The sequence below is a fragment of the Pseudidiomarina salinarum genome, from assembly GCF_000753715.1.
Taxonomy (GTDB): domain Bacteria; phylum Pseudomonadota; class Gammaproteobacteria; order Enterobacterales; family Alteromonadaceae; genus Pseudidiomarina; species Pseudidiomarina salinarum.
Genome location: NZ_JPER01000001.1, coordinates 104,268 through 122,951, shown reverse-complemented (window position 1 = coordinate 122,951; position 18,684 = coordinate 104,268). Strand labels below are relative to the sequence as shown.

Sequence of the window (18,684 nt, the reverse complement as noted above, 5' to 3'; positions counted from 1 at the left end):
TGACTATGACTATCCGCAACCTGGTTCTACTGGGGTGCCTGCTTTGTGCTAATCCTGTCAGCGCTCAGATCACCTCTTCTACAAGCGCCTCGGGTAAAGCCGAGCTATCAGAACTGCTGCGTACTACCAAACAGCAGCTACAGGAAGGTAACACTGACGCCGCTTTGAGTGCCTTACAACAGGCGGAAGATAGCTACGCTGGCATGGCGCGCTATGATTATTGGTACGGCGTAGTCGCTTTGCGCGCTGGTCAGCCTACGCTGGCTTCGCTGGCACTGGAAAGGGCGATTTTATCCGATCCCAATCATGCCGGCGCGCGCCTTGAACTGGCGGCAAGTTACCTGGCGCTGAACCGACTGAATAAATCGGAAGCCGAACTGGACTACCTGGCGCGCTTTAATCCACCTCCTTCAGCGCAGGAAGCCATCGCCCGCTATCGCACCGAAATTGCTGAACGCCGGCGCCGGGCAGCAGAAGGCTCTCAACTGGTGATGCTTAGCGTGGATTATGGGTACGACAGTAATTACCTCAACTACCCCAGCAGCTTTGATCTGTTTGATAATACCTTTCTTGAGGGGCTGGCTATTCTCGAGGCCGATGATACCCAGTTTGCCACCGGTCGCGGGGTCTGGTTTCATCAACGCGACATCGATGCCCGGCAGTTTGTTGAATTCTCGGTGGCGGGCCAGGCGCGGGTGAATGAGGATTCTGAGGCCCGCGCTTTTGATACCACAATTTTACAGGGTAGTGCCGCGTACGGACTGCGCCTGGATGCCAAAAATAGCATCCGCTATGGCGTGGATCTGGGCCAGGTCTGGCTTGATGACGGGGATTTCCGCTCGCACATCGGCCTGCTGGTTGGCTGGCAGCACAATTATGATCTCCAGCATACCTTTATCGCTAATCTGCGGGCCCGGGATTTCAGTTTCGATGCACGCCGCAATGATTATCGTGGCGCGCAGCTTGAATTTGAATGGCAATATCAGTTGCGCCCTGATCTTTTACTGCGCTCGCGCTACGCTCTGGAAACCGAGCGGGTCAGTAACAGCCCAGCCCGACCGGGCGGCGATGCTATGCGCAATTATCTGTCGGTACAGGCTGATTATCAGGCCTCCGGCAGACACCACTGGCTTGGCAGCCTCAACTACCATAGCCTGAGATATATGCAGGAAGATTTTGCGATATTTAATCGTGGCGTTGATGACCATCGCGACGATGATACCCTCACCACACGTCTGGAGTGGACTTATCTGATCACGCCGCAATGGCGTACTGGCCTCTCCGGGCTTTACCGCGACCAAAGTTCCACGATCGACTTCTTTAATCTCGATCAGACTTTGCTGCAATGGACGGTGACTTATGTTTACTAATCGTATGTCCCATGCCTTATGGGTGACTCTGCTGAGCCTCAGCCTGACGCTGATGAGCTTCACCGCGCAAGCGAATGAACTGGCGGCCCGGGTACTTTTTGTATTTGGCGAGGTCCGGATTGATCGCGACGACGACAGCTTAACCGCCGCCCGTAATACCCAGGTGCTGGTTGGCGACCGGATTATTACTGCCGAAGGCGCCAGTGTGCAGCTACGCTTTACCGACGACAGCCTGATCGCGCTGCGGCCTTCTTCAGAGTTTATTGTCCGCACCCATACCTATAATCCTGATGACCCGGCCAGCGGCGAGCAAAGCTCCGAACTCATCCGCGGTGGTTTTCGCGCTATTACCGGTGCTATGGGTACGGCCACGCCGTCCTCCGTTGAGTTTAAGACGCCTGTGGCCACTATGGGCATCCGCGGCACTGAGTTACGCGTGGTACATGTGCCACCGGGCAGTGAGAACCAGTTTAATTCTATCCCGACTGGCAGCTATCTGCAGGTAGCAACCGGCCAGGTGGCCATGTCTAACAGCGGTGGTGAACAATTGGTTGATGCCGGTCAGAGCTTCTACGTACCCGACTCAGAAACCCCGCCCCAGGCGCTGCCGGTTGACCCTGATGAGGTATTTGATGAAGAAACACCGACTGGAGAAAGCACGGACGAAGATGAAGGTGAAGGTAATGAGCCAGCTGCAGAGCCGGTGACTCCGGCGGATACCGGCAGCAATGGTACGCCCCCGGCGACCAACATGCCGGTGACACCACCTGAGCAGGCGCAGGAGGATGCCGGCCAGCAGGAAGCGGTGGAGGAAGTGGAAGAGCATCAGCCGGAGCCTGAACCACAGCCACAACCTCAACCTGAGCCCGAGCCTGAGCCTGAGCCTGAACCCGAACCCGAACCTGAGCCCGAGCCCGAGCCTGAACCCGAACCTGAACCTGAGCCCGAGCCCGAGCCTGAACCCGAACCTGAACCTGAACCTGAACCTGATCCAGCTCTACCATCCTTTGGCTTTGATGGCACTGCCGTCGGCTATCTGCAGCGCACCGCGCCGGGCAGCACCAACTTCAACGACGACGGCGTATTGATCGGGCTGGATTCTGAGGTCTTTACTTTTACTGCCGCGGAAGGCGCAAAGCCTGGTTTTGCCCAGCAGTTGGATGCCAGTAGCTGGCATACGGGCTCAGCCAACCAGATATACCAAGGCTTCTGGCAGGCAGGCGATTATGAGCTTGCCCTGAATGAGGTTACCGCGCCAGATGACGGAACCTTCCATTATCTGCTGGCAAACTACACGCTGGCCGATATTAACGCGCTGAACGAGCTCGCTGAGCAGTACTACCAGCAACAAAGCTTGCTGCTCAGTCTGCAATCGAACTACGGCGTGTTGTTTAGCGATGGTAGTGTGGCCGAATTTACCGCCGACAGCACCCTGCAAATTGACTTTACCAGCAATACCGTCACCGTTAGTCTGCCGTTCACTTATCTGGATGACAATATCCATGAATTACAGGGCAGTGCCAGCTTCGCCGATATATTTGCCGGCGCGGTGACACTCAGTGAACTTGGCGATAACCCTATTGTTAGTGAAGCATCGCTATACGGTACCTTCAGCGGTGATGCCGACTGGGGTCTTGATGGCTTCCTGGCAGGGCTTCATTTGCTGATCAATTCCGATGGCAGCGAGCTGGCGGGCTGGGGCACACTGTTTTTCAGTAATGACTGCTGGTTTAACTTTCCCTGTCAGCTTCTGGATACCGACTATGTCAGCATGCAACAACTGGGCTGGGGCGACGGCGGCAGCATCAGTGGCCTGCCGGGCATAAGCTTGTCCGCTGGTGCTGTGGGCAGCTGGTTACAGGCCGCTGATGATGACGTCACTGGCGCTTTGCTAGCCCAGCAGGCTAGCAGCGACAGTGGCTCGTATCATTTTCTCGGGCTTGATCTGGACGGCCTGGTCGGTGGTAACGCCGACCACCGGCTGCTAATCGAAACCGCAGACGGGCCACTGGAAATCTACTGGGGCTACTGGAAAGCAGGGAGCTATCAGATCCTCGCGCCGGAGGATGCTGCGGCAGAGAATGCCGGGCAGAGCGTCACAGAAAACAGTACCGCAGATCTATCCGGTGACGCCAACTTCTATTTTCTTTCGGCCAACGAACTGGCACCGGCCACGCTGCCGGATAGCGGGGTATTTAATTTCAGTCCGGCCGGTGGTACTGGCCTGACAGGTGATGACAGTCAAACCCAGGCAACAACGACCGGCGGCCAGGTTATCGTTGATTTCACCAGCGCCCAGGTGCTGGTCATGCTGCTGTTTGACGTCGACGGCCAAGAGGGCCGTTTATCAGCCCTTGCTGACATCACTGCTCTGCTCAATCAGTCTGAAGGCGGTTTGGAACTTGTCGGCGAAGGCTATTTCAGCGGCGGTAGTATCTTCGGTCAGTTTGTCGGCGGGGATTTCGACGCTTTGATGACTCTGCTTACCGCCTCCTCGGCAACCGAAAACTATCGCGGCAGCCTGGTCTTTACTCAGGATCCTCAGCTTGGCCCAGCCATTGCCGAATTCGGCTGGGAAAACGGTGGTATGTTGGGCATGAACCAGGCTATGAGTATTTTAAGTGATGCTGAAAATACCTATGGACTGACGTCGCTGTTTGAGGAAGGCGCCTTCCTTCTGTCGGGTCAGACTGGCGAGACCGGCTCCATGACGCTAAGTTCGCTGTTTAATCTCGATGATGATGATTTCTGGTTTGGTGAATTCAATGTCGAAACCGATGGTGATCCGCTTCGTGTCCGGTTCGGTACTTTCGCTGCCGGCAGCTATCAGTTAACCGACAGTACCGGCGCAGAAATAGACAGCAGCAGCCCCTATCAGTTTGCCCTCACCGACTCGCTGACGCCGGAGACCGCGACCTTACCCACGGGCGCCTTAGTTTATGATCTCCTTGATTCCAGTCTTGCAGACTTACAGGATCCGACAAATATCTTCGCCGTTGCGGGGCAGATCCTGGTCAATTTTGACACCGGCAATGTCAATGTCGGGTTGCAACTGTCCAGCTCCACTCAATTTGAAGAGCCGCTCTTCAGCGGCGGACTCTATGGCTCTGCCAGTGTTGCGGACTTGTTCAGCGCCGAGGTCATTAGTCTGCTGGGCGATGGCTATTTTGAAGGCGGTGGCGGTAGCCTTTCAGCACGTTTCGCCGGTGATAGCTTTGATGCAATTATCACGCTGCTGGACGCTTATACTGCAGATAACCAAGACTATTTTCGCGGCACCAGCATATTTGTGCCCGGTGAGCAGTTAATAAGTCTCTCAGAGCTAGGCTGGACCGAGACTGGCGGCTTATTATCAGGTAACGATGAGTTGATGATCAGCTCCGCTCCAACGGATGTGCTGCTAGCACTGACCGAATACGATAGTGGTGAATCCGTCGAGGATTATGTCACGGTCTTTTCTGGCAACGTCCGCCAGATCACAACCAGCGAATTTACTGTTGGTACCACCGATCGTTATTCCGGCCTCTTTGCACCCGTGCTGATTCCCGGCACCGATGTTAAGGTAAGGTGGGGCTACTGGAGTGCAGAAACCTATAACTTTGATGAAACCGGCTATAGCAATGACAGCACTTTCTGGCATATAGGCACGGATCAACTGACACCGGCGACCACACCGCTGCCTGCCGGCAGCATCGACTTTACCTTTTATACTTCCGACATGATGCAGGACGGTGGCAACTATCAGGGCAATACCTATATAGATAGCGGTAATCTGGCGGTTGATTTTGATGCAGGTAGTTTCGATCTGAACTTAAGCTTTCTCCGCCTTCTGGATGATGCAACAGGAACCCCCGAGGTCGGCGACCTCAGTGGTAGCGGTCTGGTTTCTGATCTCTTTACCAGCGATACCATCAGTCTTTCCGGCAGTGGTCTGTTCAACAATGGCGGGGGGGAGTTCAGTGGTCGCTTTATCGGCGCCGACTTTGACGGCGTAATGGGCTTGTTCCGCGGCTGGACCTCTAACGATGTGCGGTATTCAGGGGCTGTTATATTCGGTCCACCTGATCTCGGTTTGTATACTACCACTGAAGCAGACTGGGGCTACTGGCAGGTTACTGAAGGCAGTGATATCAGTACGGCTGATTATCCGCAGGGAATTGATCCGGCGACACAACTGCCACCCGAGATTCTGTTGCAACAGAGCCTGCTGCACGGTGAGTTGATTCAGCAGCAGGCGCTACAGCAATCGCTGCAACGCCTGGCTGAAGATGCGGCTCTCCCGCGGCCGGGACAACCGCGTATTATTTTAGAACCTTAGCGCAGTCTAACGGGCCTGCTGGCGTAAGCGGAACTGCCAGTAGGCGTAATAGACTGCTGGCAGCACCAGCAAGGAGAGCAAAGGTGCCAGTATCATGCCGCCAATCATAGGCGCGGCAATCCGTTGCATCACCTCGCTACCGGTGCCGTGCGTCAGCATGATGGGCAACAGGCCGGCGATAATGGTAATCACCGTCATCGCTTTTGGCCGCACCCGTAGTACCGCGCCTTCCATCACCGCTTCGTGCAACGTCTGTTCATTACGTACAGTGCGATCCTGCCAGGCGTTATTCAGATACAGTAGCATTACCACGCCAAACTCAGCGGCCACACCGGCCAGCGCAATCATCCCCACCATGACCGCAATCGACAGGTTAAAGCCCAGGTACCAGATAAACCAGAGGCTGCCTGCCAGCGCCAGTGGTAGCGTCCCCATGATGAGTACCGCCTGTTTCACTGAGCGGAAGGTCAGGTACAGCAATACCAGAATGATCGCCAGGGTGAGTGGAATGACTTCCTTAAGCTTGGCACTGACCCGTTCCATTGATTCGTACTGCCCTGACCAGCTCAGGCTGTAACGCGGCGGTAGTTCATAGTCCGCCAGCAAGGGCTCGGCGGTGGTCAGGAACTCACCAACGGACATCTCCGGCAACACATCGATGAACACCCAGCCGGTGGGCCGGGCATTTTCGCTGCGGATCATGCCGGGGCCTTCCACCACTTCGATGGTGGCCACCTGCTCCAGCGTAACCCAGGCGCCGGAACTACTGATAACCGGCAACTGTCGGATACTTTCGACGTGATCGCGGTGTGCCCGCGGATAACGCAGGGTGATCGGATAGCGCTCGGTACCCTCAACGGTTTCATCAATCATTGCACCGCCAATGGCGTACTGAATAATGCGCTGGATGTCAGCTTGCTCAATACCATAGCGTGCTGCCTTGGCTAAATCCGGGCGAATTTCAATGTAGCGCCCGGACGCCGGCCGCTCAGCGAACACCGATGCCACGCCCGGCGCGTTGGCCAGCCGCTGTTCAAGTTCCGCACCAATACGCTGAATCTCGGCCAGATCCGGCCCGGCGATCTTCAGCCCAAGCGGGGTTTTAAGGCCAGTAGACAGCATATCAATGCGGGTTTTGATGGGCTGCACCCAGGCATTGGTAATGCCCGGAACCCGCACGGTAGCGTCGAGATCGGCAATAATGTCCTGGATGGTGAAGCCTTCGCGCCACTCGCTTTCAGGCTTAAGCTGAATCGTGGTTTCCAGCATGGTCAGCGGTGCCGGATCCGTGGCGGTATCAGCGCGGCCAGTTTTACCAAATACCTGTTTCACTTCCGGCACCTGCATGATCAGCCGATCCGTGCGCTGCAGCAGCTCACCCACGGCCGCCGGGCTGATGCCCGGCATGGTGGTGGGCATATAAAGCAGATCGCCCTCCTGCATCGCCGGCATAAATTCAGTGCCCAGCTTGGAGTAAGGATACAAGCTACTGGCGGCAATCAGTATCGCCACCACTACCGTGGATTTCGGGAATTTCAGCACCAGGCTCAGCACTGGACGGTAAAGCCATATCAAAAAGCGGGTCAGAGGATTGCGCTGCTCGCTGATGATTTTGCCGCGCACGAAAAAGCCCATCAGCACCGGTACCAGCGTAATCGACAACAGCGCCGCGGCTGCCATGGCAAAGGTCTTGGTATAGGCCAGCGGACTGAATAAACGCCCTTCCTGGTCTTCCAGCGCAAATACCGGAATAAAGCTTAAGGTAATAATCAGCAGCGATAAGAACAGCGCCGGGCCAACTTCACTGGTGGCTTTGCCGATCAACTGCCAGTGCACCGCGCCTTTGGGCTCGGTACCATGCTGTTCCCGGTAATGCTCCAGATGTTTATGGGCGTTCTCGACCATAACAATAGCGGCATCCACCAGCGCACCGATGGCAATGGCGATACCGCCCAGACTCATGATGTTAGCGTTAATGCCGAGATAGCGCATCACCATAAAGCTCATTAACACCGCCAATGGCAGGGTAATAATGGCCACCAGCGCTGAGCGCACATGCAGCAGGAACAAGATGGTGACCAACGCCACCAGCCCCATTTCCTCAATCAGCTTTTCGGTGAGGTTATCCACCGCGCGATTAATCAAATCCGAGCGATCATAGGTCGGCACAATTTCTACGCCGGCTGGCAATCCCTGCTGCAAGCCTTTGAGTTTTTCCTTTACCCGCTCGATGGTGGCCAGGGCGTTTTCACCATGGCGCATCACCACGATACCACCAACCACTTCGCCCTCACCGTTCAGCTCAGCAATACCACGCCGGCTTTGGGGGCCACGCCGCACATCGGCGACATCGTCCAGGGTAATGACGGCGCCCGCTTCACTGCGCACCGGCAGCGGCAGGGTTCGTAAATCCTCCAGCGACTGGATGTAACCGGTTCCCCGTACCATATATTCGGCTTCAGCCATTTCCACGATACCACCGCCCACTTCACGGTTAGCAGCGGTAATGCTTTGCTGAAGCTGCTCCAGGGTCAGGCCATAAGCCTGCATGCGATCGGGATCGACCACCACCTGATAAGCCTGCACCATGCCGCCAACAGTGGCGACTTCGGATACGCCGGCAACACTTTGTAGTTCCTGTTTCAGGAACCAGTTCTGCAGGCTGGTGAGCTCGCCGAGGTTATGTTCGCCGCTGCGATCCACCAGCGCGTACTGAAACACCCAGCCGACACCGCTGGCATCAGGACCGAGTGAGGGGGTAACGCCGGCCGGCAAGCGATCGCTGGCCTGATTCAGATACTCCAGTACCCGGCTGCGGGCCCAGTAAATATCCGTGCCGTCTTCAAACAGGATATACAGATAAGAGTCACCAAAAAATGAATAGCCACGCACCTGGGTTGAACCCGGCACCGACAGCATCAGGTTGGCCAGCGGCCAGGTAACCTGTTCTTCGACTAACTGCGGAGCCTGCCCCGGATAAGGGGTTTTGACGATGACCTGTACGTCGGACAGATCCGGTATGGCATCCAGCGGGGTGTTCATCATCGCCCGCCAGCCCATCCAGGCCGCCAGAATAGCGGCGATGATCACCAGCATCCGGTTCGCCAGCGACCAGTTAATGATCTTAGTGAGCATGGGCATCTCCCGCAGGCTGCGGCTGACGCAGACGGCTGCCACGCAGGCTGGCTTCGGAATCCAGCAGGAACTGGCCTGAAGTGACTACTCTCTCTCCGGCGCTGAGACCATGCAAAATTTCAGCCTGGTTACCGACGACAAGGCCGACATGCACATCCCGTTGTTCAAAACTCTGATCCGGACGCTGCACAATCACGCGGTTCTTCTCACCGATGATGATCAGGCTTTCCAGTGGCACAGTCAGCACTTCGCGTTTCGGGCCGCCATAAAGTTCCACATTCGCCTGCATGCCAACCAGCAGATTGGACTGATCACTTTCTTTCGGCAGCATAATTCGGACCCGCTGAGTCCGCGCTACAGGATCCAGTTCCGGATAGATGTAATCCACTTCGGTTTCGTATTCATGGAGACCGGCTTGCGCCAGCGTGACATCAACCGGTGCCTGCACGTTCAGCCAACTGCTGTAGCGCTCTGGTACATCGGCAATCAGCCACATGCTGTTGTCAGCAGTGATAGTCATCACTTCGGTGCCGGGCTCAACGTACATGCCTTCAGCCACGCCAAGCGCGGTGACGGTACCGCTCTGGGGCGCGTACACGGCAACCTCGTACATGAGTTCTTTGCTTTTCTGGAGGGTTTCGATCTGCGCTTCGTTCATGCCCAGTAGCTTAAGCCGCAGCTTGCCATCGCGGATCAGCCGTTCACGCTGGATATTGTTAAAGGCACTAATAGCATCAAGGGTCTGCAGAAAATCCTGCTGGGCCACCACTAAATCCCGGCTATAGATTTCATACAGCTTATCGCCCTTATTTACCCGCTCGCCAACGCTGCGTACGTTCAGGGCTTCGAGCCACCCCGAGGCGCGCGGATGCACATGCATGCGGGCATTATCATTCCACTGGACAGTGGCTATGGTGGCGTAATAGCGCCAGAGCGTATCGTAGTCGACCACCGCAGTGGTGATGCCCAGATTCTGTTGCATCTGCCCGCTGACTTCGACGCGGATCTCTTCCACCATCACCTGCGGCTCCAGATCCATACCACAGATCGGACAATTACCCGGCTGGTCGCGCACAATATGGCTGTGCATGGGGCATACATACTGGATTTCTTCTTCGGCTTCTACCACGATGTCTTCGTGGTCGTGAATATCCGTCATGTCTTGCGCGACGGCCGGAAAAACGGCCAGCTGCAAGGCCAACAGAGCGACTAATAAATAGCGGTGTATCATACAAAACTCCTGCAAAAATAAACTACGGCTATCAGGCGATAGCGGAACCAGTTAGCTTATTACAGGAAGTGGGGGGCGATCCTGACGTTCGATTCGGTTTAACGGGGAAGTAATTTCAGCCGGCCACTGTGCCTGCCCAGCCAGATTGGAATCCAGTAACCGCACTGTCATCAGCCCTGAGGCGAATGAACTGCAGTGGTGCTGGCAATCGGTACAGTTGGGTTCACAGTCCTGATGTTGCATTTGCGCAACAGTCATCGTGCCCTGCTCATCGCAACAGTCATGTTCATCAGCAGCGACAGTCTGATGATGGGCCTGATCAGCAGCAACAGCCTGTGCCGGAGCCGCAAGCGGCCCCAGCATCAGACTTACTATGATCAGCATCAGAAATGTTTTCATAGCTCCAGTATACGCAATTTATTACCAGATAGTCACGCGTTCTTCTGGCGGCAGATACAATTCATCACCAGGTTTAACGTCAAAGGCTTCATAAAACGCCGGAATATTCACCACGGTACCGTTCACCCGGTAATCCGCTGGTGCGTGCGGATCGCTTAACACCTGATTACGGACATATTCATCACGCGCTTTGTTCTTCCAAACCTGAGCCCAGCCAAGGAACACCCGCTGTTCGCCGGTGAAGCCATCCATTACCGGTGCTGACTCATCACCGAGTGACTTCTGATAAGCACGGTAAGCGATAGTCAGGCCAGCCAGATCGCCGATGTTCTCACCTAAGGTCAGCTTGCCGTTAATGAACACATCGTCGATGACTTCATAGCCATCATACTGTGCCGCCAGCTTGCCACCGCGCTCATCAAAGGCGTTGCGATCGTCGTCGGTCCACCAGCTGCGCAGGTTGCCTTCGCCGTCATATTTCGAGCCCTGGTCATCAAAGCCATGACCCAGTTCGTGCCCTATAACCGCGCCGATGCCGCCGTAGTTCACCGCATCTTCAGCGTTCATGTTGAAGAATGGCGGCTGCAGAATACCAGCCGGGAATACGATTTCGTTACGCACCGGGCTGTAGTACGCATTAACCGTCTGTGGCGTCATGCCCCAGTCTTCTTCATCCACCGGCTTGCCGATCTTGCTGATATTTTCTTCATAATCAAAGGCTCTGGAACGCTTGTAGTTACCGACCAGATCGTCAGTCGCCACCACCAGCCCAGAGTAGTCCCGCCACTCGCTCGGGTAACCGATATAAGGGGTAAACTTGTTTAGCTTTTCCAGGGCTTTTTGCTTGGTCTCATCCGTCATCCACTCCAGATCCTGGATGGAATCTCCGTAAGCGACAATCAGGTTGTCAACCAGTTCTTCCATGCGGGCTTTGGCTTCCGGCGGGAAGTATTCAGCCACATAAACCTGCCCCAGCACTTCGCCTAAGGCATTATCGGTAGCTGAAACGCCACGCTTCCAGCGCTCTTCCTGTTCCGGGGTGCCTTGCAGCACCGCACCGTAAAAGGCGAAGCGGCGGTCATTGATTTCTTCGGTCAGCGCGCTTGAGAAGCGATCCACTAACTTCAGCGTCATGTAGTGCTTCCAGGTTTCCAGCGGCACATTGTCAAACAGCTCGCCAAAGGCGTTAAAGTACGACGGCTGGCGTACAATAGCGGCATCAGCGACAGTAATTCCGGCAGGCTCCGCGAAGGCGGCGAAATCAAAGCTGCCAAACAGTTCCTGCAGCTCTGCAGTGGTGTGCTTATTGTAGGTTTTATCCGCATTGCGGCTTTCCACCCGGCTCCACTGAATTTCTGCCAGTTTGGTTTCCAGCTCAAGGATAGCTTCAGCAGCGGCTTCAGTCTCGCTATAGCCAACCAGTTCCAGCATATCGGCGATATAGTCCTGATACTGGGCACGGATCTCGTTAAACTTCTCTTCGTCTTTCAGGTAGTAATCGCGATCCGGCAGACCCAAACCTGACTGTGACATGTACATGGCATTGGTTTCAGGATCTTTGGCGTCGGGGTAGACGTAAAAACCGAACGGATTGCTGACCCCCATGCGCGCATGGGTGGCCATATGCGTCGCTGCGTCAGTATGGTTATCCAGTAACGCGATCGCTTCCAGGTCGCCGGCAATCGGCGTGATGCCCAGGCTGTTCAGGCGCTCAACGTCCATAAAGCTGTTGTAGAAGTTACCGAGTTTTGCTTCGTTGCTACGTGGCTCAGGATTACTGGCGGCTGCGGTTTCGATGATTTTACGCAGACGTTCCTGGTTTTCATCACGCAGCTCATGGAAAGAGCCAATCCGTGATTTATCCGCGGGAAGCTCAGTACGCTCGTACCAGCCGCCGTTAACGTAAGTAAAGAGATCGTCCTGCGGACGCACTTCCGTATTAAAATCTGCCAGTTTCAGGCCTGACGTCAGCTCTTTTTGTTCTTGTTGTTGTGCTGTTTTCGTCTGTTCGCCCTGCTGGGGTGAGCAAGCTGCGACACCAAGTGCCAGCGCCACGCTCAGTGCTAAAGTTGATACTTTATTCATGTATGGGTTTCCACTGTAGAGAATAAATTTGTTCGCGTTACGACCATACTTGATCAGTACAGCGCAGACAATAAAAAACCGGTCATTGCGCCGCAATGACCGGTTGATTCGTCGACTTTAGCAAGACCGCTGCAGGCTTATTTCTTTTTAACAGCTTTCTTGTTTGGTAAGTCGGTAATTGAGCCTTCATAGACTTCCGCGGCCAGACCAACTGATTCATGCAGCGTTGGATGCGCGTGGATAGTCAGGGCGATGTCTTCTGCATCACAACCCATTTCGATAGCCAGGCAGATTTCGCCCATCAGTTCGCCACCGTTAGAACCTACTACAGCACCACCGATAATGCGGTTATTTTTGTCAAATAACAGCTTGGTCATACCGTCGGTAGAGCCCTGGGCAATCGCCCGGCCTGAAGCCGACCATGGGAACACCGCGGTGTGGTACTCGATACCCTGCTCTTTGGCTTCTTTCTCGGTGACACCAGCCCATGCGACTTCCGGATCCGTATAGGCAATCGAAGGAATCACCTTAGGATCGAAATAGTGTTTCTTACCGGCAATCACTTCAGCAGCAACATGGCCTTCATGGGTGCCTTTGTGTGCCAGCATTGGCTGACCTACTACGTCACCAATGGCGAAGATGTGCTTGGCGCTGGTGCGCATCTGCTTATCAACTTCAATAAAGCCGCGATCGCTAACCTGAACACCGGCATTTTCAGCGCCGATTTTCTTACCATTGGGTGAACGGCCTACTGCCACCAGCACCGCATCGTAACGCACTGGTTTTTCCGGAGCGTCTTTGCCTTCAAAAGTTACGTGTACGCCGTCTTTCTTTGCTTCAACTTTAGTGGCCTTGGTGTTCAGCCAGATATTGTCAAAGCGCTTGGTGGCACTTTTCATAAAGGCTTTCATGATGTCTTTATCAGCCGGTGGGATCAGCTGATCGGTCATTTCCACCACATCAACTTTAGAGCCCAGTGAGCTGTATACGTTACCCATTTCCAGGCCGATGATGCCGCCGCCCAGCAGTAACATGCGATCCGGTACAAAACGCAGTTCCAGCGCCGCGGTTGAGTCCCAGATACGTTCGTCTTCATGCGGCACGAAAGGCAGCTTGATCGACTCAGAACCTACCGCGATGATAGCGTTCTTAAAGTTAACCTTGGTATCGCCTTCATCGCCTTTTACGGTGATGCAGGTATCACTGGTGAACTCGCCATAGCCATTAACAACTTTGACTTTGCGCAGCTTCGCCATCTGATCCAGGCCGCCAGTTAACTGACCGACGACTTTGTCTTTGTGCTTGCGCATCTGGTCGAGGTCGATTTTCGGATCACCGAAATCCACGCCTTCGCTTTTCATATGCTTGGCATCGTCAATGTGCTTGGCAATGTGCAACAGGGCTTTGGACGGGATACAACCCACGTTCAGACAGACACCTCCTAAGGTGCTGTAGCGCTCAATCAGGACAGTGTCCAGGCCTAAGTCGGCAGCGCGGAACGCCGCAGAGTATCCACCAGGACCAGAACCAAGTACCACTACCTCGGCGTTAATTTCTTTGCTCATGACGACCTCTTTTATTCGTTCAAATCGGGGCTAAAATGCGATGGGGCGCATTATAACAGCCCCATCGGCAATTGTTTACTTTACAGCACAAGTTTCCGTATATCGGACAGCACATTGCTCAGGTACACACTGAAGCGCGCTGCCAGTGCACCGTCGATAACCCGGTGATCATAGGACAAGCTCAGCGGCAGTATCAGCCGTGGCTCAAACTCATCACCATTCCACTTCGGCTTCATCTCGCTTTTCGAAACACCGAGAATAGCCACATCAGGCGCATTTACGATCGGCGTGAATGCCGTTCCGCCAATGCCGCCAAGGCTGGAAATTGAGAAGCAGCCACCCTGCATATCCTGGGTTTTCAGCTTGCCATCGCGCGCCCGTGAACTGATATCCGCCAGCTCATCGGATAACGCGTAAATGCCTTTTTTATCGACATCACGAACCACCGGAACCATCAGGCCATTTGGCGTATCCACCGCAATGCCCAGGTGGATGTATTTCTTCATGATCAGGTGCTCGCCGTCTTCGGCCAGTGACGAGTTGAACTGCGGGTATTCCTGCAGTGCTTTGGCCACCGCCTTCATGATAAACACCAGCGGCGTGATCTTGATGCCGTCTTTTTTCTTCGCCTGCGCTTGGTTCTCGCTCTTACGGAACGCTTCCAGCTCAGTGATATCGGCTTCATCAAACTGCGTCACATGCGGGATAGTCACCCAGTTGCGGTGCAGGTTGGGGCCGGAGATCTTCTGAATACGCGTCAGCGGCACCTCTTCGATTTCACCGAACTTGCTGAAATCAACTTTCGGTTGTGCGATAACCTGCAGACCACCGGCGCCTTTGGCTGAACTACCGCCAGTTGCTTTGGGCCGTGACAGTTCGTATTTGACGTGATCCTGGACGTCTTCTTTGAGGATACGGTCTTTACGCCCCGAGCCTTCGACCTGATTCAGATCCACACCGAACTCGCGCGCCAGACGCCGCACTGCAGGCGAAGCGTAGGCCAGGCCTTCCGCCTTGCCCTTGCGGTCCATCGGATGATCAGGAACCGGCGGCTTGCGGATACCCATGGCTTCGTCCGGCGAGAACTCCGGCTCATTCTGATCATAAGCCTTGCCGCGCTGCTGGGATTTATCCCGGCGATCCGACTTGTCGTATTCTTTGTCTTCGCCCTCGTCAGATTCCTTTTGCTTCGGCTCTTCTTTCTTCTCTTCTTTTTTCGCTTCTGACTTCTCTGACTTTTTGCCGGCGCTCTTGATTTTCAGTTTGAGGATCAGCGAGCCTTCTTTAACCTTGTCACCGACACTGACTTCCACCGATTCCACCACGCCCGCTTCAGGGCTGGGGACATCCATGGTTGCCTTGTCGGTTTCCAGCGTAATCAGGCCGTCTTCTTTGCTGATTTCGTCGCCTTCACTGACCAGCACTTCGATGATCTCGACTTCGTCAGCTTCGCCAATATCAGGGACTTTGACTTCGATGACTTTGCTTTCACCTTCCTCTTCATCTTCATCTTCGTCAGAGGTTTCGGTTTCTGCAGCACGCTCTTTGTGCTCTTTTTCGTCTTCTTCGTCCTGATCTTCTTCAGGCTCTTCGCCCTTTTCTTCTTTCTGTTCTTTTTTATCCTCAGTGTCTTCGTCAGCTTCATCATCGCCGGCTGCTTCAAACATGGCGATCAGATCGCCTTCACTGATTTTGTCGCCGGTTTTGACTTTGAGTTCGGCCACTTTGCCAGCGAAAGGTGCCGGAATATCCATCGATGCCTTATCACTTTCAACAGTGATCATGGCGTCTTCCTGTTCCAGCTGGTCGCCTTCGCTGACCAGAACCTCAATCACTTCAACTTCTTCGCCGCCCAAATCGGGGGCCAGCACTTCTTTTTTATCTGCCATGGTTGCCTCCGCTCCCGTCGCTTATGCGTACAGTGGGTTGAGTTTATCGGTGTCGATATCGAAGTCTTTGATTGCTTTGGCAACCACTTTCTTGTCGATATCCCCGGCTTTAGCCAGCTCGCTCAATGCGGCCACAACAATATACTGCGGGTTCACTTCAAAGTGACGGCGCAGGTTCTCGCGGCTGTCCGAGCGGCCGAAGCCATCTGTACCCAACACGCGATATGGCGTCGGTACCCAGGCGCGGATTTGATCCGCATACAGCTTCATGTAATCCGTCGCAGCAATGGTTGGCCCTTTGGCCTTCTTCAACAGGTCCGTTACGTAAGCAGTTTTGGCTTTCTTATCCGGATGCAGCATGTTGTAGCGATCCACATCCATACCGTCACGCGCCAGTTCATTGAACGAGGTTGCGCTGTATACGGTGGCTGAGATACCAAAGTCATCCGCCAGCATTTTCGCTGCTTCGCGCACCTGCTGCAGAATAGTACCCGAGCCTAACAGCTGCACTTCGCCTTTGGCTTTTTTGGCTTTATGCTGCTCAAGTTCATACATGCCTTTGAGGATGCCTTCCTCAATACCTTCCGGCATTTCTGGCTGCAGGTAGTTTTCGTTCATTACGGTCAGGTAGTAGAAGACATTTTCCTGATCTTCATACATCCGGCGCATACCGTCCTGCACAATCACCGCCACTTCGTAACCGAAGGTCGGATCATAAGTAATACAGTTAGGTACTGTATTAAACAGGATATGGCTGCTGCCGTCCTGATGCTGCAGACCCTCACCGTTGAGGGTCGTTCGCCCGGCGGTACCACCGACCAGGAAGCCGCGCGCCTGCATGTCGCCGGCCGCCCACACCAGGTCACCGACGCGCTGGAAACCGAACATCGAATAATAGATGTAGAACGGAATCATCGGCTCGTCGTTGTTGGCATAGCTGGTTGCTGCGGCAACCCAGGATGCCATGGCACCCAGTTCGTTAATGCCTTCCTGCAGTACCTGGCCTTGCTTGTCTTCACGGTAATAAGCTACCTGGTCGGCATCCTGGGGCTCGTATTTCTGGCCCTGGCTGGAGTAAATGCCAACCTGACGGAACAGGCCTTCCATACCAAAGGTGCGGGCCTCATCCGGGATAATCGGCACAATGCGCTCACCGATTTTCTTATCTTTCAGTAAGGCGTTCAGTACCCGTACAAAGGCCATGGTAGTGGAGATTTGACGCTCACCCGAACCCTTGGTAACTACCTCAAAGGCTTTCAGTGAAGGAACTTCGAGTTCAACTTTGGTTTTTGGCTTGCGCACCGGCATGTAACCGCCTAACGCCTCGCGGCGCTCGCGCAGGTATTTCATCTCTTCGCTGTCATCAGGGAATTTGTACAGCGGAATGTCTTCCAGTTCACTGTCTTTAATCGGAATGTTAAAGCGGTCACGGAAATGCTTGAGCGCATCCATGTCCATCTTTTTCACCTGGTGGGCAATGTTCTTGCCTTCACCAGCCGCGCCCATGCCATAACCTTTAACAGTTTTCGCCAGGATAACCTGCGGCCGGCCTTTGGTATTTACCGCTTTATTGTACGCCGCGTACACTTTCACCGGATCATGGCCGCCACGATTCAGACGCCAGATATCTTCGTCTGACAGATTCGCAACCATAGCTTCAGTTTCTTTGGTTTTGCCAAAGAAGTTTTCGCGGGTGTAGGCGCCGCCCTTGGCTTTGTAATTCTGGTATTCGCCGTCAACGCTGTCTTGCATGATCTGCGCCAGCTTGCCTTCGGTATCCCGGTACAACAACGGATCCCAGTAGCGGCCCCAGATCACTTTAATGACTTCCCAGCCGGCACCGCGGAAGGTGCCTTCCAGTTCCTGGATGATTTTACCGTTACCACGCACCGGGCCATCGAGGCGCTGCAGGTTACAGTTGACGATAAAGGTCAGGTTATCCAGCCCTTCACGGGTCGCCAGGCCGATAGCGCCCAGGCTTTCCGGCTCGTCTACCTCGCCGTCACCCAGGAAGCAGTAAACGCGCTGGTTAGAGCAATCTTTAATGCCACGGTCGGTAAGGTATTTCAGGTAACGCGCCTGATAAATCGCCTGAATCGGGCCCAGACCCATAGAAACCGTAGGGAACTGCCAGAATTCCGGCATCAGCTTGGGGTGCGGGTAAGACGACAACCCTTTGCCGTCCACTTCCTGACGGAAATTATTCATCTGCTCTTCAGTAATGCGGCCTTCAAGGAAAGCGCGGGCATAGATACCCGGCGAAGCATGACCCTGGATAAACAGAAAATCGCCGCCGTCTTCATCAGTCGGAGCGCGGAAAAAATGGTTAAAACCAACGTCATACAACATTGCCGATGAGGCAAAGCTGGAAATATGACCACCTAGCTCGAGCTCTTTCTTGGAAGCACGTAATACCATCGCCAGCGCGTTCCAGCGAATTGCCGCGCGGATCCGTGATTCCATGCTCTGATTACCCGGAACTGTTGGCTCCTGGCTGGCCGGGATGGTGTTCAGGTACGCTGTGGTGGCTGCATAAGGTAAGAAAGCACCGCTACGGCGGGCTTTCTCAATCAGCGATTCCAGCAGAAAATGACCGCGCTCAGGGCCGTCTGCTTCCAGTACGACCTCAAGCGCGTCAATCCACTCGCGCGTTTCCTGTGGGTCGATGTCATCTTTCAAATGATCAGTCATA

9 protein-coding genes are annotated in these 18,684 nt (G+C 54.5%); 2 read left to right on the top strand and 7 right to left on the bottom strand.

The features are described 5' to 3' along the window. Positions 1 to 5 precede the first annotated feature (5 nt). Positions 6 to 1,370 carry a tetratricopeptide repeat protein gene (locus IDSA_RS00555; RefSeq protein WP_034773454.1) on the top strand — a complete coding sequence of 455 codons (1,365 nt, stop codon included), beginning with the start codon at positions 6 to 8 and terminating at the stop codon, positions 1,368 to 1,370. Beyond that, on the top strand, positions 1,360 to 5,688 hold the full coding sequence (locus IDSA_RS00550; protein WP_034773452.1) for a FecR family protein: 4,329 nt from the start codon (positions 1,360 to 1,362) through the stop codon (positions 5,686 to 5,688). Before IDSA_RS00555 ends, IDSA_RS00550 begins: the two co-directional genes overlap by 11 nt. A 6-nt stretch (positions 5,689 to 5,694) precedes the next feature. Here IDSA_RS00550 and IDSA_RS00545 read toward each other — a convergent pair whose 3' ends face one another. From IDSA_RS00545 to aceE, 7 genes are all read right to left on the bottom strand, one after another. Continuing rightward, positions 5,695 to 8,823: an efflux RND transporter permease subunit gene (locus tag IDSA_RS00545; RefSeq protein ID WP_034773451.1), complete on the bottom strand. Its 3,129-nt coding sequence runs from the start codon at positions 8,821 to 8,823 to the stop codon at positions 5,695 to 5,697. Next, complete coding sequence (locus IDSA_RS00540) at positions 8,813 to 10,054, bottom strand: efflux RND transporter periplasmic adaptor subunit (protein ID WP_051985962.1); 1,242 nt, start codon at positions 10,052 to 10,054, stop codon at positions 8,813 to 8,815. Before IDSA_RS00540 ends, IDSA_RS00545 begins: the two co-directional genes overlap by 11 nt. 51 nt (positions 10,055 to 10,105) lie before the next feature. Further along, positions 10,106 to 10,453: a hypothetical protein gene (locus IDSA_RS00535; protein ID WP_034773449.1), complete on the bottom strand. Its 348-nt coding sequence runs from the start codon at positions 10,451 to 10,453 to the stop codon at positions 10,106 to 10,108. A 21-nt stretch (positions 10,454 to 10,474) separates the two neighbouring features. After that, positions 10,475 to 12,538, bottom strand: coding sequence for a M13 family metallopeptidase (locus tag IDSA_RS00530; RefSeq protein ID WP_034773448.1), 2,064 nt, complete (start codon positions 12,536 to 12,538; stop codon positions 10,475 to 10,477). 137 nt (positions 12,539 to 12,675) lie between these two features. After that, positions 12,676 to 14,103, bottom strand: coding sequence for a dihydrolipoyl dehydrogenase (gene lpdA / locus IDSA_RS00525; RefSeq protein ID WP_034773446.1), 1,428 nt, complete (start codon positions 14,101 to 14,103; stop codon positions 12,676 to 12,678). Between the two features lie 80 nt (positions 14,104 to 14,183). Beyond that, the gene (aceF, locus tag IDSA_RS00520) at positions 14,184 to 15,992 is read right to left on the bottom strand and encodes a dihydrolipoyllysine-residue acetyltransferase (RefSeq protein ID WP_034773445.1); all 1,809 of its coding nucleotides are present in this window, start codon (positions 15,990 to 15,992) and stop codon (positions 14,184 to 14,186) included. A 21-nt stretch (positions 15,993 to 16,013) separates the two neighbouring features. Then, on the bottom strand, positions 16,014 to 18,683 hold the full coding sequence (aceE, locus tag IDSA_RS00515) for a pyruvate dehydrogenase (acetyl-transferring), homodimeric type (protein ID WP_034773443.1): 2,670 nt from the start codon (positions 18,681 to 18,683) through the stop codon (positions 16,014 to 16,016). Position 18,684 lies beyond the last annotated feature (1 nt).